Raw genomic sequence first — 20,653 nt, 5'->3', positions numbered from 1 at the left:
ATGCAGACCACTGTCTTTGATCAAGTAAATGAAACGGTATATCATGAAACTCTCCAAAATGGATTGCAAGTCTATCTGGTTCCCAAACAAGGCTTCAGTAAAACATACGCGGTATTCACTACGCGCTACGGCTCCATTGATAGCCATTTCCGCACCCGAAGCGGGGAAGAAATCAATGTTCCCGACGGTATTGCGCATTTTCTTGAGCACAAAATGTTTGAGAAAAAAGATCGGGATGTCATGCACGAATTCAGTAAAAACGGGGCGAGCTGCAATGCGTTCACGAGCTTCAATCGTACAGCTTATTTGTTCTCGTGCACAGATAAGTTGGATGACAATCTGAATCTGCTGCTCGATTATGTTCAGGACCCATATTTTACAGATGCCAGTGTAGAAAAGGAAAAAGGAATCATCGGTCAGGAAATCACCATGTACGATGACAATCCTGACTGGAAGGTGTACATGAACCTCCTAAAGGCCATGTATCAGAAGTATCCGATCAACATTGAAATTGCGGGTACGATCGAGACGATCTCTCATATTACAAAAGAATATTTGTATCAGTGCTATGAAACGTTTTATCATCCTGCCAATATGCTCCTGTTGGTCGTGGGCTCCTTCGAACCTGAAGCGATCATGAAGCTCATTCGAGAAAATCAGGGAGCTAAGGAGTTTCCTCCTGCGCCACAAATCACGCGCGTGTTTCCAGACGAGCCATCAGCGCCAGCAGAGGCGAAGGTAGAAGCGTTTCTAACAGTTGGTCTACCCAAATGCATGATCGGAATTAAGGAAAAGGAAAACGGTCTAACCAAGGAAGCCTTGTTAAAACGCGAATTGACTACTAAACTGGTATTGGACATTGCGTTCGGCACTAGCTCCGCTGTCTATGAGCGTTTGTATGATAGCGAGCTGATTACGGAAAGCTTTGATTTTGACTACAGCAGTGAGCAGGATTATGCGTATACGATCATTGGTGGTGATACACCTGATCCAGAGCGTTTGGTGGAAACAATCAAAGCGGAGATCGAACAATTGAAGCAAGCCGGTATAGCCCAGGATGATTTTGAACGTGCGAAGCGTAAAAAAATCGGAAACTTCCTGCGTTCTCTAAACTCCGTGGAGTTTATCGCTAACCAGTTTACCAGCTTCAAATTTAACGGGAATGATCTGTTTTCCGTAGTGCCGACCTTGGAGTCGATCACACGCGAAGATGTGGAAAAACGTTTGAAGGAGCATTTTTTAATCGAGCAGATGGCTGTTTCCATCGTTCGTTCCGCTTCGCCACAGGAGTAATGTATTCATGTTCAAGCAAGAGACGCCATGGGCGTTAATTACGGGGGCTTCCGGAGAGATCGGGCAGGCGATTGGTGCCTATCTGATTGATGCGGGGGTTCCCCTTTATCTGCATTACAATCGAAATATGGAAAAATTGGAGCCGTTGGCGCAAAAATGCCAGGAGCGGGGCAATCCGTACGTTATCCTCCAGGCTGATTTACGGGACCCACATCAAATTGCCGCGATGTTTGCCCAGATGCAGGTTGCACCACTGTTGATCGTAAACAACGCTTCAGTGGATGATGTCGGCTTATTTACGGATGTGACTGTCGACAAATTCGATGAACTCATCGCACTCAATGTTCGATCCACTTTTTTGGTCTGCCAAACTGCTGTTCCGGCCATGCTGCGTGCAAGGTATGGGCGTATCGTCAACATTTCTTCCATTTGGGGGCTGACGGGTGGTTCGTGTGAGGTGCTTTACTCCATGACCAAAGGAGCAATCAATACGTTCACCAAAGCCTTGGCAAAGGAAATGGCACCAAACGGAATCACGGTAAATGCCGTCGCTCCAGGAGCGATTGCTGGTGGAATGATGGAGCGCTTTTCTCCTGATGAAATGGAAATGATCGCCGAAGAAATACCAGCCAATCGTCTGGGACAACCATATGAGGTAGCCGCAGTCGTGCGCTTTTTGCTATCGGCGGATTCCAGTTATGTGACGGGGCAAGTGATTAGTCCAAACGGTGGATGGTACACGTAGAAGATAAGTATGCATGAATAAAATTCGAGAAATGATGGAATTCTACCTTTTGTGTGGGCAGCAAATCTGTTCGCAACGTACAAAAGGAGGGAATTTCCCTATGTCGATTCTTGACAATTTTAGCGACTGGAAAGCGTTTCTCGGAGATCGGGTAGAACAAGCGAAACAAGCCGGGATGGAAAGCGATACGCTTCAAAATGTAGCTTATCAAATCGGTAGCTACCTGTCTGAGCAAGTAGACCCGAAAAACGATCAGGAGCGTCTGTTGAAACAGCTGTGGGACGCAGGTGATCAACAGCAGCAACAAGCTTTGGCATCACTCATGGTGAAGCTTGTTCAGAATCGCAATGACGCGAACGCTGGCAGCTAGCCATTCAAATCCCCTCCTTTTGGGGATTTTTCTTTTCGCGATTGTCGAATGATACGAACGTGATATACTACATAAGAAGAGAATTCTGGTTGGCGGAGAGGATTGCATATGGAAGCGAAGAAAGAATGGTACATGGAGTATGAGATTGCCCGTAACCGTCCTGGTCTATTAGGGGACGTATCTTCTATTCTGGGGATGTTGAACATCAACATCGTGACGATCAATGGCGTGGATACCATGCGTCGAGGTATGCTGCTCTTGACCGATGATGATGAAAAAATGGAGGTTTTGCGCAACGTTGTGCAAAAAATGGACAACATAACCATAACGAGGTTACGTCCCCCGACAATGCTGGATCGTTTGGCTGTTCGCCATGGTCGCTATATTGAACGGGATAGCGAGGACAAAAAAACGTTTCGCTTTGTTCGTGAGGAGCTGGGCTTGCTGGTCGATTTCATGGCAGAAATCCTGAAGAAGGAAGGTCATCAGCTCATCGGGATTCGGGGAATGCCTCGCGTAGGAAAGACTGAGTCAATGATTGCTGCCAGCGTATCCGCCAATAAACGTTGGACATTTATTTCCTCTACTTTGTTGCGCCAGACGGTGCGCAGCTCCTTAGCCATTGATGAAATGTCTACTGATCATGTATATTTGATAGATGGAATTGTCTCAACGCTGCGATCGACAGAAAAGCACTATACCTTGCTTCGGGAGATTATGAACTTTCCTGCCGCAAAAATCATTGAGCATCCGGATATATTCGTAAGGGAATCAGAGTATCAACTAGATGATTTCCATTACATTATTGAGCTGCGTCATCATCCGGATGAAGAGATTACATATGAGCTTATCAACAATCGCGGCTTTGATAATTTCGAAATGAATTAAGGAGGGGCAGCTGTGTCTGAGCTAGGTCAAGTCCTGCAAAGGGCCCGCGAAGAAAAAGGAATCACGCTCGACGACATCCAACGTATCACCAAGATACAGCGGCGATATTTGGAAGCAATTGAAAGGGGTCATTTTCACGTACTTCCTGGCCACTTTTACGCGCGTGCATTTATAAAGAGTTATGCGGAAGCTGTCGGTCTAGACCCGAACCACATCCTGACTCACTTTCAGTCCGATTTGCCGGCCCAGCCACCTACAGAGCAAGTAGAGCGACTGCGTCGCAGAAGAGTTGCTTCAGCGAACAATCCATTACAAGCGGGGCGATGGGTTACCAAAACCTTGCTCGTATTGTTTATTGCCTTGATTATCGGGGTTATTTATTTCGCTGTCGTCAACAACAACGGTCAGTTGACTCAGCCAATGCCAGGTGGAACAGTTAACCCTGGAGCGGAAATTGTCACGCCTGACACTGGTGGTGGAGCGGCAACATCCCCGATTGCTCAACAACCGAAGCCTCCTTCTATTACCACACCGAATACTGAAACAGGAACAACCCCACCTGAGACCGTTACGGAAACTCCTCAGGCAACCATCACATTTGAATCGCAGCAAGGATCGATGTATAGCTATTCCTTGCAAGGTGGAGAAAAAATCACGGTTTATCTGAAGATAAAAGATGAAACGAGCTGGTTTGGTATTTCGGAAGGAAAAGGCAAAAAGTATGTTGAGCAGGGCACGCTCAAGAAGGATCAGGAAAAAACGATTGAGCTGGGGAAATCCGCTTATATTCGTTTGGGCAAACCGACTGTAGTGGAATTGAAAGTGAACGGAGTCTTGGTAGACACGTCTAAAATGAAGTCAATGCCGTCCAATATTACGATGAAAGTAAAAGAGGCGGTCACCCAGTAGGCAAGCATATGCTTGCCTTTTGTACTTTTCTCTTTTTTGACACTTCCTTTAGGCTTATATTATACTGGATAGGTGTAATATGGGTTGGTGTGACCAATTGGAGGAAAAAAGATGACAGAGAAGGTAGGCACGCGTGAAAAAGTAGCGATTGTTACGCTGGGCTGTGAAAAGAATCTCGTTGATTCGGATATGATGGCCCATCTGATAGATGAAAAAGGTTATGAACTGGTTGATAACCCGGAAGAAGCAACTGTGGTTATCGTCAATACCTGCGGTTTCATCGATGCAGCCAAGGAAGAATCCGTAAATAAGATTCTGGAAATGGGTGAATTGAAGGAAGCCGGCAAACTGAAATCGCTTGTGGTGGCAGGCTGTCTCACACAACGTTACAAAGAGGATATCTTGAATGAGATTCCTGAGGTGGATGGCATTGTCGGAACAGGCGATTTTATGTCGATTACAGGTATTATCGAAGAATCTCTGGAGGGCAAGCGACCGATTTTTGTAGGTAATCCCATTTTTACGTACGAAGATGTCGTGAAGCGGAAAGTAAAACAGGGCACGTACTCCGCATATATTAAAATTGCCGAGGGCTGCGACAACGCCTGTACGTTCTGCTCGATTCCTTTGATGCGTGGAGGATTCCGCAGTCGTACAATCGAGTCCATCGTGGAAGAAGCTCGTCATTTGGCGGCACAAGGGATCGTAGAAGTAAGTCTGATTGCACAAGACTCTACGAACTACGGAACGGATATTTACGATGGAAAATTGATGCTTCCCGAACTTTTAAACCGTCTGGCAGAAGTCGAGGGCATCGAGTGGATTCGTCTTCACTATGCATACCCTGGATTCTTCACGGATGAATTGATCCACACCTTTGCTACCAATCCAAAAGTGTGCAAATACGTAGATATGCCTTTGCAGCACTCGGAAGACCATATTCTGAAAAGAATGCGTCGCCCAGGTAGACAGACGGACATTCGTGCGCTGGTTGCAAAAATTCGCGCGCAGGTTCCAGACGTTGCTCTGCGTACCTCGTTGATCGTAGGGTTCCCTGGGGAAACAGAGGAAGACTTCGAGCGTCTTAGCGAGTTTGTGAAGGATATCCGTTTTGATCGACTGGGTGTATTTACTTACTCCAACGAGGATGACACGCCAGCTTCCCGATTGCCTGACCATGTAGACGAAGAGGTTAAGGAAAAACGTGCGAACATGCTGATGGAAATTCAGCGTGAAGTAGCTGGAGATCGTAACGGACGCTTTGTTGGTCAAGTCTTGGAAGTTTTGATTGAACGCTACGAAGGACGTAACGATATTTATGTAGGTCGAACACAGTATGACGCTCCGGAAATCGATGGTGAAGTATTCGTCACCGGTTTTAAAGGCGAACTGGGTACCATCGTAAAAGTAAAAATAACTCACTCCTATGAATACGATTTAGCCGGGGAGGTAGTCTAGGTGAATCTCGCCAACCGCATCACCCTCGCCAGGATTTTTCTGGTGCCGGTAGTTATGTTTTTTCTGCTGGTGCGTTACAACATCGGGACATTTTCGATTGGCAGCCTGACGATGACGTATAACGAGCTGATTGCGGCTTTGGTGTTTATCCTAGCAGCCAGTACGGACGGACTCGACGGTTATATTGCACGGAAAAAGAAAATCGTGACGAACTTGGGGAAGTTTCTGGACCCGCTTGCTGATAAGCTGTTGATTTCTGCAGCACTCATTTCACTCGTAGAGATGCAGCGTTTGGAAGCGTGGATTGCGATTGTCATTATCAGCCGGGAGTTTGCAGTAACGGGTCTACGGCTAGTTGCTGCGGCAGAAGGACAGGTAATTGCTGCGAGTGCATTGGGTAAACTGAAAACATGGGTGCAGATCGTAGCGATTACGGCTGTCATGATTCGCAACTTCCCATTTGGGTTCTTCGGTATTCCGTTCGACGAAGTAGCTACTTGGGCGATGGTGATCATCACGATTTACTCCGGGTACGACTACTTTGCGAAAAATCGTAACGTGATCCAATACTCGTAATGCGGGTATTGGTCTCTTTTTTCACAAGACTCTTCTCTTGAGCGTTTGCAAGTGATAAACTGTTAGTTTAGAGGCTTTTCTACTCTCAAAGAGAATGGATGAGGAAGATGAGAGCGGAGATTATCGCGGTAGGTACCGAGCTTTTGTTAGGCCAAATCGCTAACACCAACGCACAGTTTCTTTCTCAGAAGCTGGCGGAAATTGGCGTGGGAGTATACTTTCATACGGTTGTGGGAGACAACACGGAGCGATTGCTACAAGTGATTCGATTGGCATCAGGACGATCTGATCTCGTCATTTTCACGGGTGGGCTAGGGCCGACTCAAGATGATTTGACAAAAGAGACCTTGGCGGGGCATGTAGGCATTGGATTGGAAACGAATTCAGAGGCCATGGAGAGAATTGAAAAATTCTTTTCGCAACGTGGGATTGTCATGACGGAGAACAATCGTAAGCAGGCGCTGGTGCTTTCTGGCAGCCATGTATTCTCCAACGATTTCGGGATGGCGCCGGGGATGGCGATCCGTCATGACAGTAGTACGTTCGTGCTGTTGCCGGGACCACCAAGTGAGATGTATCCAATGGTGGAGAATTACGTGATGCCTTACTTGACTGATTTGCTCCCCGAAAAACAAGTGTTTCACTCTCATGTACTCCGCTTCTACGGGATAGGCGAATCCGCTTTGGAGGAAAAACTGCTCGATTTGATCGAAAAGCAGGACAATCCAACGATCGCGCCTTACGCCAAAGAATTCGAAGTAACGCTGCGGATTACGGCAAGAGCTGCTACAGTCGAAGAAGGGGAAGCCCTGATTTTGCCTGTAGAAAAAGAAATTCTCAGCCGTGTTGGCCAGTATATGTACGGGATGGGCGAGAACTCGTCGCTGCATGATGTGCTGGTTGCTGAGCTGAAAAAAAGAAATGAGACGATTGCTTGTGCAGAAAGCTGCACAGGAGGAGCGATTGCCTCGTTGATTACCTCTGTACCGGGAAGCTCGCATGTGTTTCGTGGCGGGGTTGTCTGCTACACCAATGAAGTGAAAAACCAGCTACTCGAAGTACCTGATTCCATTTTGCAAACAGATGGGGCAGTCAGTGAGAAAACAGCTCAATTGCTGGCTGAGCATGTACGAGAAAAGCTGGGAGCTACTTACGGGATTTCTGTCACGGGAGTAGCTGGCCCCGATCCATCCGAGGGCAAGCCTGTTGGCCTTGTTTACGTAGGGATCGCGGCAGAAGGAATACCCACAGTTGTAAAAGAGCTGCGCCTTGCCGGAAGAAGGCATGCAATTGTTGGGCGTGCCGCTAAATACGCGTTGTTTTATGCGCTGCAAATGCAAAAAGAAAGGTGATTTTTTTCATGACGATTTTTTCTGATTTTCCTTTACATAAATCTATTCTGCAAGCGATTCACGATATGGGCTTCGAAGAGCCATCACCGATTCAGGCAGCTTGCATTCCAAAAGTTCTGGATGGCGGAGACCTGATTGGTCAAGCGCAGACAGGTACTGGTAAAACTGCTGCATTCGGGATTCCACTTGTAGAAAAGATTACGCCTGCCAATCGTGTTCAAGCGATCGTGCTGACACCCACTCGTGAGCTGGCTATCCAGGTTGCGGGAGAGCTCCTGCGCATCTCCAAATACAACAAAGTTCGTACGCTGCCAATCTATGGCGGACAATCGATCGGACATCAAATTCGTGCACTCCGTCAAGGTGTACAAATCGTCGTAGGTACGCCTGGTCGTGTCATGGATCACTTGCGCCGCAAAACATTGAAGCTGGATCACGTACATACACTCGTTTTGGATGAAGCGGATGAAATGCTGGACATGGGCTTCATCGAAGATATCGAAACGATCATCACACATATGCCGGAAGAGCGTCAAACCTTGCTGTTCTCTGCGACGATGCCGCCAGAAATCAAGCGTTTGGCTACCCGTTACATGAAACAGCCGCAAACGATCGCGGTGAGCCGTGAAGAAGTAACGGCGCCATTGATTGAACAGGTATACTACAAAGTGTTTGACCGTAACAAAGTAGAGAGCCTCTGCCGTATTCTGGACAGCGAGGATGTAGAGTTGGGAATCATTTTCTGCCGTACCAAGCGCGGTGTAGATGAGCTGTCCGAAGTGCTGCAATCCCGCGGATACCTTGCAGATGGTTTGCATGGCGACTTGTCACAGGCACAACGTGACAAGGTCATGAATGCGTTCCGCGAAGGCTCGATTGAATTCCTGATTGCAACAGACGTAGCAGCACGTGGTATCGACGTAGGAAACGTTTCTCACGTAATCAACTACGATATTCCACAAGACTCTGAGAGCTACGTACACCGTATTGGCCGTACAGGTCGCGCTGGTCGCAAAGGAATTGCGATGACGCTGGTTACGCCTCGTGAAGTAAGACAAATGATGTTTATCCAAAAGCAGACAAAAGCACAAGTGCTCTCTCGCAATGTTCCTTCCCTGGAGGAAGTGGCTGAGCGCAAACAAGAGCAATTGCGCGAACAGTTGACTAGCCTTTTGGAAAGCGATGCAATCGCGGATATGTATCAAAAAGTAGCGGATGCTCTCGTAGGTCAATACCCGGCTGAAAAAGTAGCTGCTGCTGCATTACACCTCGCATTCCATACCGAAGCAGGACAAGGGCAGGAAGTAGAAGCGTACAACTTTGGTGAGACGGGTGCAGCAAAAGGCATGGTTCGCTTCTTCCTGAACGTAGGTCGCAATGCGAACATGAAGCCACAGGATCTGGTAAGAGAAATCTCTGAATCTGTTGGTATCCCGGGAAAATCAGTAGGTCGCATCGACATTTTCGAGAACTTCACATTTGTTGAGGTTCCAGAAGAGGTAGCGGCATTCGTATATGAGTCACTGCGTCAAACACGCATCAACGGAAAACGAATCAATCTGGAGCCTGCAAAGCCTCGCGGAGCGAAGCGTTCCTAATTAGGGTGCATGACACAAAGCAGCCATTTCACTGGGAATAACCAGGAAATGGCTGCTTTTTTACGATGCGAATATTTGTTCGTAAAAAATACTTGGCAAACACTTCTGTCTCGAGGTATGATGAAGACAAGCAAAACAGAAGCGAAAAATTGAAAGGGTGTGTACCATTTGTCAGATCGTCGCGCAGCTTTGGAGAGTGCATTGCGTCAGATAGAAAAGCAATTCGGAAAAGGTTCCATTATGAAGTTGGGGGAAGTATCCAACGTTCAGATTTCTACTGTATCGAGCGGAGCGCTTGCTCTTGATATCGCACTTGGTGTGGGCGGATTCCCACGTGGACGGATTATTGAGATTTACGGACCAGAGTCTTCTGGTAAAACAACAGTAGCACTTCATGCAATCGCAGAAGTACAAAGACAAGGCGGACAGGCTGCGTTTATCGATGCTGAGCATGCCCTGGATCCGGTTTACGCTGCAAAGCTGGGTGTGAACATCGACGAATTGCTCTTGTCCCAACCAGACACTGGTGAGCAAGCGTTGGAGATCGCGGAAGCATTGGTGCGTTCGGGTGCAGTAGATATTATCGTAGTGGACTCCGTTGCGGCACTCGTGCCAAAAGCAGAGATCGAGGGCGAGATGGGAGATTCCCACGTAGGTTTGCAAGCACGCTTGATGTCCCAAGCACTTCGCAAGCTGTCCGGTGCCATCAACAAGTCCAAAACGATTGCGATCTTCATCAACCAGCTTCGTGAAAAAGTGGGAGTTATGTTCGGTAACCCGGAAACAACTCCAGGTGGACGCGCTTTGAAGTTCTACGCGAGTGTTCGTTTGGATGTTCGTAAAGCGGAATCTATCAAAGTCGGCAACGACATTTTGGGTAGCAAGACAAAGATCAAAGTTGTCAAAAATAAAGTGGCTCCACCATTTAAGGTTGCAGAAGTGGACATCATGTACGGTGAAGGTATTTCCAGAGAAGGTAGCATTCTCGACATCGGTTCTGAGATTGATGTCGTGCAAAAGAGTGGTGCTTGGTATTCCTTCAACGAAGAACGTCTCGGCCAAGGTAGAGAAAATTCGAAAGTCTTCCTGAAGGAAAATCCGCACATTGCATCACAGATTGAAACGAAAGTGCGCGAATACTTCAGCCTGAACCCTGGTTCTGTTCCAGAAGTAGAGGCAGAGCATGACCCAGAGCAAGATGAAGAGCCTACATTTGATCTGGAGTAAGAAAGTAAAACAGCAGCCTGTCGATGAGACAGGCTGTTATTTTAGCTTTGCGAAGGAGTGAATCATCATGAAGAGCGGCCTGATCACTGCCGTTCATCGAGATATCAAACAAAAGCAACGCTACCATATCGATGTAGAAGGCGAGTATGCCATTACCGTACATGAAGACATACTGGTAAAGTACAACCTATTTAAGGGAACAGAATTAGATGAAGCTTTTTGCCGAGAAGTCCTGATAGCAGAAGAAAAGCATAAAGCGTATTTAGGAGCTTTGCGATACCTCGGTATACGCCCACGGACAAGCAGTCAGCTGCATTCTTATTTGGTAGAGAAGGGATTTTCTTCGCAAATTGCCGAAGAGATATGTCAACGCTGCAAGGATCACGGCTACATCGATGATGAAGCATTTGCGAAGCAATGGGTAGACGAGCGGTTGCGTTTGAAGCCGAGAAGCTCGTATATGCTGCGTATGGAGCTTACGCAGCGAGGAGTGGACAGAGCGATTGTAGAGGACGCAGTAAGTGGCGTGTCTAGGCAGGCTGAACTAGATGCTGCCCGCGCATTGATAGAAAAGAAGGCGCGACGCATAGAGGGTGCCCCGAACCCCGAGGAAGAACGCAAGCTGCTGTCCATGCTGATGCGCAAGGGATTCTCTCATGCGATCATTCAACAAATGCGTGAAGAATTGCGTCATAGAAGCGATAGTTAGGGCCAACTCTATTTGCATGATCTTGACAATTCTTGTTCACAAATAATAAAATAGGTTTGTATTTACTTGGTGTATCATAACTTTTTGTGATTTGCTCACTCGATGCCTATGAAACAACTGAAAAACCGTGCGAAAGCAGTACGGATTCAGCGGACCGAGTAAAATCGGTCTTGTTTTTTAGCCGAATGTTCAAATGTGAGAGCACTCCATGAAAAACAAATGCTTGGAAAGCGGGGAGATGTCTTACAATAAGGAGGTGAAACGAAAAAGCCTATGGATCCTATAATTACTGTTGTCATTGTGCTCGTTGCCCTGCTGATCGGCTTGGGTGCTGGCTACTTCACTCGTAAATCGATTGCCGAAGCGAAGATCTCCAGTGCAGAAGAAGCTGCACGACAGATCGTGGAGGAAGCCAAACGGGACGCCGAAGCCGTTAAGAAGGAGAAGGTGCTGGAGGCAAAGGATGAAGTGTTCAAGCTTCGATCCGAAGCGGAAACCGAATTGCGTGAGAGACGCAATGAGATCCAGCGTCAGGAACGACGAATTCTACAAAAAGAAGAATCGTTGGACCGCAAGATGGAACAGTTGGAGCGCAAAGAAGAAGAATTGTCTGAGCGTGACCGTGCCATCGCAGAACTGCAAAGCAAGGTAGAGCACTTATATAAAGAACAAGTATCAGAGCTAGAACGAATCTCCGGTTTGACGCAGGATGAGGCGAAGACGATCATTCTCACAGATGTGGAGAATACCGTCCGTCACGAAATGGCTGTGATGATCAAGGAGATTGAGACTCAGGCCAAGGAAGAAGCGGACAAACGTGCTCGTGAGATCATTACGACCTCCATTCAACGTTGTGCAGCAGACCACGTAGCAGAAACAACCGTTTCTGTGGTTACGCTGCCAAATGATGAGATGAAGGGACGTATTATCGGACGGGAAGGACGTAACATTCGTGCCCTGGAGACGTTGACTGGTATCGATCTGATTATCGACGATACTCCAGAAGCAGTCATCCTGTCTGGCTTCGACCCGATTCGTCGGGAAATCGCCAAGACAGCGTTGGATAAACTGGTCGCAGACGGTCGCATTCACCCAGCTCGCATCGAGGAAATGGTGGAAAAAGCGCGTCGCGAAGTAGACGAGCGAATCCGTGAATACGGTGAGCAAGCAACGTTCGAAACAGGCGTTCACGGCTTGCATCCAGATTTGATCAAGATTCTCGGACGCTTGCGTTACCGTACGAGCTACGGTCAAAACGTACTGAAGCACTCTATGGAAGTGGCACATCTCGCCGGTTTAATGGCGGCAGAACTGAAAGAAGATGTGAAGCTGGCCAAACGTGCAGGTTTGCTGCATGATATCGGAAAAGCGATTGACCATGAAGTAGAAGGTTCACACGTGGAAATCGGTGTAGAACTGGCTAAGAAGTACAATGAGCATCACGTTGTAGTGAACAGTATTGCGTCTCATCACGGTGATACCGAACCAACTTCCGTCATTGCTATGCTCGTGGGAGCTGCCGACGCTCTGTCTGCCGCACGCCCAGGTGCACGCCGTGAGACATTGGAAACATATATCAGACGTTTGGAGAAACTGGAAGAAATCTCTGAGTCGTTCGATGGCGTAGAAAAGTCTTATGCGATTCAAGCAGGACGCGAAATTCGCGTGATGGTTCAACCTGATAAGATTGACGATGCGGAAGCTACCCGTCTGGCACGGGAGATCACGAAACGAATTGAAAATGAACTTGACTACCCAGGTCATATTAAAGTAACGGTTATCCGTGAAACAAGGGCAGTTGAGTATGCAAAGTAAAGTGGCTGCGTGCCACTTTACTTTTTTTGTAGCACACCAGATGCTTGACGAAGTCAAGTTTTCTAATGAGCAGAGGAATTGTGTATACTAGCAATGAGGTGATTTGGTAATGAAGTTGTTATTCATTGGAGATATTATGGGCTCGCCTGGCAGAGAGATCGTGAAAACATATCTGCCGTTACTGAAACGAAAATATAACCCAACCTTTATCGTAGCGAATGGAGAGAACGCTGCGCATGGTCGCGGGATCACAGAGAAAATTACCAAGGAGCTTTTCGAGTGGGGTGTTCACGCGATTACGCTCGGGAATCATACGTGGGACCAAAGAGAAATTTTCGATTTTATCGATGATGAGCCGCGGATGATTAGACCGGCGAACTTCCCGGAAGGGGCTCCTGGAAAAGGGATTACATATATCAAACAACCTGAAGGGGAACTAGCCGTCATTAATTTGATGGGGCGTACGTTCTTGCCACCTCTTGACTGTCCGTTCCAAATGGCTGACAAGCTCGTAGAACAAGCACGGAAACGCACGAAGCTGATTTTTGTAGATTTTCATGCCGAAGCTACATCCGAGAAGCAAGCAATGTCATGGTACCTCGATGGAAAGGTAACAGCGGTCGTGGGGACACATACCCATGTGCAAACCGCTGATGAGCGTATTTTGCCTCAAGGAACCGGATTTTTGTGTGATGTAGGAATGTGCGGCCCAAGTAACGGCATTTTGGGAATGGAACGCGAAGCTGTTATTAAGAAATTTTTGACGCAGCTCCCTGTTCGATTTGAGGTAGCGCCAGATCCAGCGCAGTTGAATGCGGTGCTGATTACCCTGGATAAAGCGACAGGCCATGCGAAAAAACTAGAACGAATCAGAATTGACTCTGACCATCCGTTTATGGAATAATGGGAATAAGATTAGAATTTTTTGAATCTTTCAAGCAAGTTAGCAGGAATTTTTAGGGGTTATGCGAATATCATACTAATGATGACAGGATTCCTATCAGACGGGAGGTTCAAAAAGGATGGAAGTATTAAAAGTTTCAGCAAAGTCTAACCCCAATTCCGTTGCTGGTGCCCTTGCCGGAGTTCTTCGTGAACGAGGAGCAGCTGAGATCCAAGCCATTGGCGCTGGGGCGCTTAATCAAGCTGTGAAGGCAGTAGCAATCGCACGAGGGTTCGTAGCGCCGAGTGGAGTTGACCTCATTTGTATTCCAGCCTTTACCGACATCGTGATTGATGGAGAAGAGCGAACTGCAATCAAACTAATCGTAGAACCCAGATGATACAACTGCAAATGCATCACCTGCCTGTTTGTTCGAAGAATGAACAGGTTTTTTCGTTTGTCCAGAAGTATGACCCTCCGAAGTTATCGAAGAGAAGGAGCGTTTCCATATGAAAATCTTTGATGCGCATTGCGATGTATTATGCAAGCTATGGCAGAATCCCGAGCTGGACTTTTATAAAGAAGACAAGCTCTTGCAATCTGGTTTTACCGCTCTTGAAAAAGGGAATGTAGACATACAAGTGCTTGCCTGTTTCGTCCCATCTCAGGTGCCGTTTGGACGACGTTTTCATACTGTGCTAGAAATGATCGATATTTTTTATCAAAAGGTGGCAGGTGATCAATTCCGTTCCATTTTTACAAAGGCAGATTTGGCTGAATGCGTATTAAAGGGACAGAAAGGGGCTATTCTGTTTGTAGAAGGTGCGCATGCATTAGAAGAGAGCCTCGTTCAGCTACGTACGTGGTATCGGCTTGGTGTACGAGGAATGACACTGACCTGGAATCATGGCAATGCTCTAGCGAGTGGAAATGGAGAGCCGAATCCAGGTGGACTTACTTCATTTGGACGAGAAGTCATTGATGAAATGAATCGGCTGGGGATGATTATTGATGTTTCGCATTTAGCCGATCCAGGATTCTGGGATGTACTAGAATGCTCGAAAGCACCCGTGATCGCTTCACACTCAAACGTGAGAAGCCTATGTCATCACTCTCGCAATTTGACGGACGAGCAAATTCGAGCGTTAATCGCCAAAGATGGCGCGATTGGCTTGACGTTTGTAGACTTCTTTACCGTATCGGAGAAGCGCACGGTCTGGATCGACGACTTGTTGCGCCACTTGGATCACATTTGCGCATTGGGTGGCGTAGACCACGTAGGTTTTGGCTCCGATTTCGATGGGATTACCGAGACGTTTGGAGATATGGTATCCGCAGCAGATTACTCCCAGTTACTAGAAGCTTTGTTAAAACGTTATAAAGAGGCGGAAGTATTGAAATTTGTGCAAGGAAATTGGTTGCGTGTTTTCGGAAACGTGCTACAATAAAGCATGAGGATATTAATGTACCAAGTTCAACATTAAAATTCAGGTCAAAAGTAAGTTGAGTAAAAGCACTTGCAATTTGACATGGACAGGACTACAATTGTTACTGTCTATGCACAGAAATGTCACATCTTATCAGTCTTTTCAAGGTGTGATAGGCAGCTTTTCTCACAGTCACTGAAAGGGTGGAATCTGAATGATTAGTCAACTTTCCTGGAAAGTTGGAGGACAGCAAGGGGAGGGCATCGAGAGTACTGGTGAGATTTTCTCGATGGCGATGAACCGGATGGGGTACCATCTGTATAGCTACCGTCACTTCTCTTCCCGTATTAAGGGTGGACACACGAACAATAAAATTCGCGTGAGCACAACGCCTATGCGTGCGATCTCTGACGATCTGGACATTCTCGTAGCGTTTGACCAAGAGACGATCGATTTCAATGCGCATGAGCTTCGTGAAGGCGGTATCATTATCGCGGATGCGAAATTTAATCCAAAGTTGCCGGACGGCTTGAAGCCAGTTCGCTTCTTCACTGTACCACTGACTGAGATCGCTGATGAGCTGGGAACTTCCCTGATGAAAAACATGGTGTCGATTGGTGCTTCCAGTGCCATCCTCGGCATTGCAGTGGAAAGCTTCCGTCCCATCGTTGAAGATATGTTCCTCCGCAAGGGCGAAAAAGTGGTTGAAAAGAACATGGATGCCATTCGCCGCGGTTTTGATTTTGTAAATGAATTGACCGGTGGTCAACTGCCTGAGTTCCAAATGGAAAAGGCTGACCCACAAAAACAACTGTTCCTCATCGGTAACGATGCGATCGCTCTGGGTGCTGTAGCAGCAGGCTGCCGTTTCATGCCAGCTTACCCGATCACACCTGCTTCCGAGGTAATGGAATACTTGATTAAAAAGCTGCCTAAATTGGGCGGTACGGTTATCCAAACAGAAGATGAGATTGCTGCTATTACAATGGCAATCGGTGCTAACTTCGCAGGTGCTCGTTCCTTGACTGCTTCTGCAGGTCCTGGTCTGTCCCTGATGATGGAAGCAATTGGTCTGGCTGGTATCACGGAACAACCTGTTGTAATCGTGAACACACAGCGTGGTGGCCCATCCACTGGTATGCCTACTAAAATCGAGCAATCCGATGTGAATGCTATGATCTATGGTACGCATGGTGACATTCCAAAAGTAGTTATCGCGCCAAGCACAGTAGAAGAGTGCTTCTACGATGCAGTTGAAGCGTTTAACATTGCGGAAGAATACCAACTGCCTGTTATCCTGATGACAGACTTGACGCTGTCCTTGGGCAAACAAACTGTTGTTCCATTTGACTACAGCAAAGTAGAAATCCGTCGCGGAAAACTGCTTGCTGGACAAGAATTGCCAGAAAAAGAGCAAAACGACCTGTTCAAACGTTATGAAGTAACAGAAGACGGCGTTTCTCCTCGTGTAATTCCTGGTCAAAAATACGGTCTGCACCACGTAACTGGTGTAGAGCATGATCAAACTGGTCGTCCATCTGAGAATGCTGCAAACCGTATTCAACAAATGGATAAACGTATGCGCAAAATGGAAGGCGTCCTGAAAAACTTCAAAGGCGCTGTAACTGCAGATGCTCCTCACGCTGATGCGGATGTCCTGGTTGTGGGTATCAACTCTACAATTGGTACGATTCAAGAAGCAAAAGGCCGTCTGGAACAAGAGGGAATCAAAGTAAACCATGCACAAATTCGTTTGCTGCATCCGTTCCCAACTGAAGAAATCAAAGCACTCGTAGACAAAGCGAAGAAAGTTGTTGTTGTAGAGCACAACGCCCAAGCGCAAGTAACAAGCTTGCTCAAACAACACGTTGGAAACGCTGAAAAAATCGAATCCGTGCTTAAATATGACGGTAACCCATTCCTGCCGAAGGAAATCTATGCTGAAGTGAAGGAGCTGGTAAAACATGGCGACTATGAAAGAGTTTCGAAATAACGTTAAGCCAAACTGGTGCCCAGGCTGTGGAGACTTCTCCATCCAAGCGGCTATTCAACGCGCCGCAGCGAACGTAGGCCTGGAACCTGAAAATCTGGCGGTTGTTTCCGGTATCGGTTGCTCTGGTCGTATTTCCGGCTACATCAACTGCTATGGTTTCCACGGTATTCACGGACGTTCCCTGCCAATCGCACAAGGTGTGAAAATGGCGAACCGCGAGCTGACAGTTATCGCAGCTGGTGGTGACGGGGATGGTTTCGCGATCGGTATGGGCCATACTGTACACGCTATCCGTCGTAACATGAACATCACGTACATCGTAATGGATAACCAAATCTACGGTCTGACAAAAGGTCAAACCTCCCCGCGTTCTGCGACTGGTTTCGTGACTAAGTCTACACCGGCAGGTTCCATCGAGTCCTCCATTTCTCCAGTTGAACTGGCGCTGTCTGTTGGTGCGACATTCGTTGCTCAATCCTTCTCCAGCGATCTGAAGGGCTTGACTGAACTGATCGAAAAAGGTATCCAACACGAAGGCTTCTCCTTGATCAACGTATTCAGCCCTTGTGTAACCTACAACAAGGTAAATACGTACGACTGGTTCAAAGAGAACATCGTACCAGTAGACACGATCGAAGGATACGATCCACATGACCGTATCAAAGCAATGTCTACTTCCATGCAACACAAAGGCCTGATTACAGGTCTGATCTACCAAAACACTGAGCAAAAACCTTACGAAGCTCTCGTAAATGGCTTCAAAGAAGAAGGTTTGGCTAACCAAGACATTCGTTTGTCTGAAGAAGACTTCGAAAAATTGGTTAAAGAATTTGCTTAAGTTTGATAGAGTGAAAAACCTCTCCTTAACGGGAGAGGTTTTTTTGTTACATGCGATCGCGCCACTGCCTGTACACGAGCATGACAAGGAAAAAGACAACCAATTGACCAAAGAGTGGGTATAGAAAACGTAGAAGTGAGCTAAACCCGATAAAACTGATCAAATAGCAAATGAGCAAAATCCCTAGTAAAATAGTCGGACCTCGAAGGGGGATAACTTGTCTAATCTGTTGGGCAAGGCCAAATACGTTTGCCACAAGAGTCGAGAAAATTTCGGCGTACACCAATAGGGAGAACAAAAAGGGAATAGTTGGTCCCAAGCCTTGCAGGACAGCGATCATGGGCATTTCCGCGTGATGGATTCCCGGCATTTTTACAGACAGAGAGGCGAAAGCGAGCAAGAGTAGAAGGCCTATTCCTAACCCTCCTATGATTCCCCCTAGGATAAGAGGCTTCTCGCTGGGACTCTGTCTGCCCATCGGAATCAAAACAGCTTGTGTAAGTGTGACATTTAAGGCAACATAATAAAAGGGAGAACTAAGCCACGCCCAAGGCCGTAACGATTCAACGACGACATTCGTATCTAACCATGGCTTCGTGTAAAGGAAGACAAGTACAGTAAAGGCAATGAGCATCGGAACAAAAATGCTGTTCACTTGATGGATGGCAAACAGCCCTTTTTTCGTCACGAAAAAAATCAAAATCATGCTAAACCAAATGCCAATTTGGGGAGATAATCGAAAAGACTCCCAAAAGATCGCACCGGTGGCAGCGAGCATGACGGAGGTAGTGCCTAGCAATACGGTTAAAAGCAAGGTATTAAATACAGTGCCAAACGGATGCCCAAATAAATAGATGCTGACTTCTTGATAGGAATCGGCCTGAATTCGATAGGCAATCAGCATGACGCGGATGCCGGCCCAAATAAACAGCGTCGTCGCCAGAATGATGCCTACCAAGCCTTGTGTTCCATATTGAACAAAGAACTCTACAATTTCTTTGCCTGAGGCAAAACCAGCTCCTACGACTGTCCCAATATACGTAAAAGCGATCTGCCATGCGGCTCTCCATGTTCCTTGCATCCCAGACCTCCTGTCCCACCTTACTCCATCCTATGAGAGGAAGTGAACCGAATATGCGCGTTACCGTGTTAGGCTATCAATCTCCTTATCCTGGCCCAGGAGGTGCTACTCCGGGTTACCTGATCGAGACAGACCAAGTCAAAATTCTTCTCGACTGCGGCAGCGGTGTTCTTGGGCAGTTAGGCAAGCATTTGCCCATTTATGAGCTGGATGCCATGTTCTTATCCCACTATCATCATGATCATGTTGCGGATGTAGGAGTCATGCAGTACGGTTTGATGGTTCATCAGTTATTTGGCCAAAGACCTGCTGACAAGCCGCTTCCGATCTACGCCCCTGCGTTGCCAGTGGCTAATGCTCAGACATTGGTGTATCGAGATGCGACCACATTTACCCCCATCACCGAAGAAACGTCTGTTGCCATTGGGGATGTCTCGATCACTTTTTTACGGACAGACCATGGTGACGGAGATCCATGCTACGCCATGCGTTTGGAAGCGGAGGGACATGTCCTCGTATACGGAGCTGACAGTGGACCAGGAACAGGTTGGGAGGGCTTTGCCAATCAAGCGGATTTGTTTATTTGCGAGGGGACCTATCTGGATTACAATTTACCAGCGAAGCCAAATGGGCATCTGTCTGTTCGCCAAGCGGCAGAGTTGGCACAATCCCTATCCTGTCGCTCGCTATTAATTACCCATTTGTTTTACGGCTATGAGGAGTCTCAAGTAATCGCGGAGGCAAATGCCTTTGTCGCAGGTCCAGTTTATGCGGCGAGCATCGGTCTGCAAATTGATTTATAACGCTATTTGTCTACATAGAGAGGAGAGGTGACTTTGTTTCCAAATGTATTAGAAGTCGCACGCAAATTAATTCGCGAACGCGTACAAGCAGGAGAAACGGTTGTTGACGCCACGATGGGGAACGGAAATGACACCTTATTTTTAGCGCAATTGGTACAAGAAGAAGGGAAAGTAATCGCCTTCGATATCCAGCCGCAGGCGATCGAGAAAACGCGCGAGAGACTCGAGAGAGAAGGTCTGGCAAACAGGGTAGAAATGAAGCTCGCCAGTCATGAGGAAATTGACAAGCTGGAAATTAGTGCCGCGGCGATCATGTTTAATTTGGGCTATTTGCCGGGTGGAGACAAGGAAATCACTACACAAGCGAGCAGTACCATTCAAGCGATTCAATCAGGGTTGAGGGTACTCAGACCAGGCGGAATCATGACAGTCATGATTTATTGGGGGCATCCGGCGGGAGAGACGGAAAAAGAGGCAGTGGAAGCATTTTGCCACGAGCTAAGTCAATTGGATTATTTGGTTTTAAAATACCAATACATTAATCAGCAAAACCAAGCGCCATTTTTACTTGCCATCGAACGCAGGGGACAATAGAAAGAACGCAACGCGATCCTTTCCCGGGCAAGCGCAGCATCCGACATCATTCCGATGGAAATGCAATATTTTGTCGTGTCGCTGATAGGTGTAC

20 protein-coding genes are annotated in these 20,653 nt (G+C 47.2%); 19 read left to right on the top strand and 1 reads right to left on the bottom strand.

Annotated features, from left to right (window positions below; genetic code table 11):
* From yfmH to FO446_RS16845, 17 genes are all read left to right on the top strand, one after another.
* Entirely contained in the window at positions 1 to 1,293 is a 1,293-nt protein-coding gene (yfmH, locus tag FO446_RS16925; RefSeq protein WP_173607969.1) for an EF-P 5-aminopentanol modification-associated protein YfmH, read from the top strand.
* 7 nt (positions 1,294 to 1,300) lie between these two features.
* Entirely contained in the window at positions 1,301 to 2,038 is a 738-nt protein-coding gene (gene ymfI / locus FO446_RS16920; protein WP_237898579.1) for an elongation factor P 5-aminopentanone reductase, read from the top strand.
* Positions 2,039 to 2,138: 100 nt separating this feature from the next.
* Positions 2,139 to 2,408, top strand: coding sequence for a DUF3243 domain-containing protein (locus FO446_RS16915; protein ID WP_048033399.1), 270 nt, complete (start codon positions 2,139 to 2,141; stop codon positions 2,406 to 2,408).
* A gap of 108 nt (positions 2,409 to 2,516) precedes the next feature.
* Positions 2,517 to 3,296, top strand: a complete 780-nt coding sequence (locus FO446_RS16910) for a YmfK family protein (protein ID WP_173607967.1) — start codon at positions 2,517 to 2,519, stop codon at positions 3,294 to 3,296.
* A gap of 12 nt (positions 3,297 to 3,308) precedes the next feature.
* Complete coding sequence (locus tag FO446_RS16905) at positions 3,309 to 4,205, top strand: helix-turn-helix domain-containing protein (protein ID WP_173607966.1); 897 nt, start codon at positions 3,309 to 3,311, stop codon at positions 4,203 to 4,205.
* Between the two features lie 111 nt (positions 4,206 to 4,316).
* The gene (gene rimO, locus FO446_RS16900; RefSeq protein ID WP_173607965.1) at positions 4,317 to 5,663 is read left to right on the top strand and encodes a 30S ribosomal protein S12 methylthiotransferase RimO; all 1,347 of its coding nucleotides are present in this window, start codon (positions 4,317 to 4,319) and stop codon (positions 5,661 to 5,663) included.
* On the top strand, positions 5,664 to 6,239 hold the full coding sequence (pgsA, locus tag FO446_RS16895; protein ID WP_173607964.1) for a CDP-diacylglycerol--glycerol-3-phosphate 3-phosphatidyltransferase: 576 nt from the start codon (positions 5,664 to 5,666) through the stop codon (positions 6,237 to 6,239).
* A 107-nt stretch (positions 6,240 to 6,346) separates the two neighbouring features.
* Entirely contained in the window at positions 6,347 to 7,591 is a 1,245-nt protein-coding gene (locus FO446_RS16890) for a competence/damage-inducible protein A (protein ID WP_221869145.1), read from the top strand.
* Between the two features lie 8 nt (positions 7,592 to 7,599).
* Complete coding sequence (locus FO446_RS16885; protein ID WP_016743381.1) at positions 7,600 to 9,189, top strand: DEAD/DEAH box helicase; 1,590 nt, start codon at positions 7,600 to 7,602, stop codon at positions 9,187 to 9,189.
* A gap of 168 nt (positions 9,190 to 9,357) precedes the next feature.
* Complete coding sequence (gene recA / locus FO446_RS16880; RefSeq protein ID WP_048033393.1) at positions 9,358 to 10,416, top strand: recombinase RecA; 1,059 nt, start codon at positions 9,358 to 9,360, stop codon at positions 10,414 to 10,416.
* Positions 10,417 to 10,483: 67 nt separating this feature from the next.
* Positions 10,484 to 11,125: a RecX family transcriptional regulator gene (locus FO446_RS16875; RefSeq protein WP_173607962.1), complete on the top strand. Its 642-nt coding sequence runs from the start codon at positions 10,484 to 10,486 to the stop codon at positions 11,123 to 11,125.
* A gap of 273 nt (positions 11,126 to 11,398) precedes the next feature.
* Positions 11,399 to 12,940 carry a ribonuclease Y gene (gene rny, locus FO446_RS16870; protein WP_173607961.1) on the top strand — a complete coding sequence of 514 codons (1,542 nt, stop codon included), beginning with the start codon at positions 11,399 to 11,401 and terminating at the stop codon, positions 12,938 to 12,940.
* Between the two features lie 109 nt (positions 12,941 to 13,049).
* Positions 13,050 to 13,844 carry a TIGR00282 family metallophosphoesterase gene (locus FO446_RS16865; RefSeq protein ID WP_173607960.1) on the top strand — a complete coding sequence of 265 codons (795 nt, stop codon included), beginning with the start codon at positions 13,050 to 13,052 and terminating at the stop codon, positions 13,842 to 13,844.
* A 118-nt stretch (positions 13,845 to 13,962) separates the two neighbouring features.
* Entirely contained in the window at positions 13,963 to 14,223 is a 261-nt protein-coding gene (gene spoVS / locus FO446_RS16860) for a stage V sporulation protein SpoVS (protein ID WP_003385776.1), read from the top strand.
* A 109-nt stretch (positions 14,224 to 14,332) separates the two neighbouring features.
* Positions 14,333 to 15,271 carry a dipeptidase gene (locus tag FO446_RS16855; protein ID WP_237898577.1) on the top strand — a complete coding sequence of 313 codons (939 nt, stop codon included), beginning with the start codon at positions 14,333 to 14,335 and terminating at the stop codon, positions 15,269 to 15,271.
* A 193-nt stretch (positions 15,272 to 15,464) separates the two neighbouring features.
* Entirely contained in the window at positions 15,465 to 17,243 is a 1,779-nt protein-coding gene (locus tag FO446_RS16850; protein WP_173607958.1) for a 2-oxoacid:acceptor oxidoreductase subunit alpha, read from the top strand.
* On the top strand, positions 17,215 to 18,081 hold the full coding sequence (locus FO446_RS16845) for a 2-oxoacid:ferredoxin oxidoreductase subunit beta (protein WP_047067761.1): 867 nt from the start codon (positions 17,215 to 17,217) through the stop codon (positions 18,079 to 18,081). The genes FO446_RS16850 and FO446_RS16845 overlap by 29 nt, the downstream gene beginning before the upstream one ends.
* A 46-nt stretch (positions 18,082 to 18,127) precedes the next feature.
* Here the strand turns inward: FO446_RS16845 and FO446_RS16840 are convergent, their stop codons facing one another.
* Positions 18,128 to 19,162, bottom strand: coding sequence for a YkvI family membrane protein (locus FO446_RS16840; protein WP_173607957.1), 1,035 nt, complete (start codon positions 19,160 to 19,162; stop codon positions 18,128 to 18,130).
* A gap of 53 nt (positions 19,163 to 19,215) precedes the next feature.
* On the opposite strand from FO446_RS16840, the gene FO446_RS16835 reads away from it, so the two are divergent.
* Positions 19,216 to 19,965, top strand: a complete 750-nt coding sequence (locus FO446_RS16835) for an MBL fold metallo-hydrolase (protein ID WP_173607956.1) — start codon at positions 19,216 to 19,218, stop codon at positions 19,963 to 19,965.
* A 33-nt stretch (positions 19,966 to 19,998) separates the two neighbouring features.
* The gene (locus tag FO446_RS16830) at positions 19,999 to 20,559 is read left to right on the top strand and encodes a tRNA 5-(aminomethyl)-2-thiouridylate-methyltransferase MnmM (protein WP_047067757.1); all 561 of its coding nucleotides are present in this window, start codon (positions 19,999 to 20,001) and stop codon (positions 20,557 to 20,559) included.
* Positions 20,560 to 20,653 lie beyond the last annotated feature (94 nt).

The organism is Brevibacillus brevis (assembly GCF_022026395.1).
Taxonomy (GTDB): Bacteria; Bacillota; Bacilli; order Brevibacillales; family Brevibacillaceae; genus Brevibacillus.
Note: the sequence above shows the minus strand (reverse complement) of the source record. Positions and strands in the feature narration are given on the sequence as shown.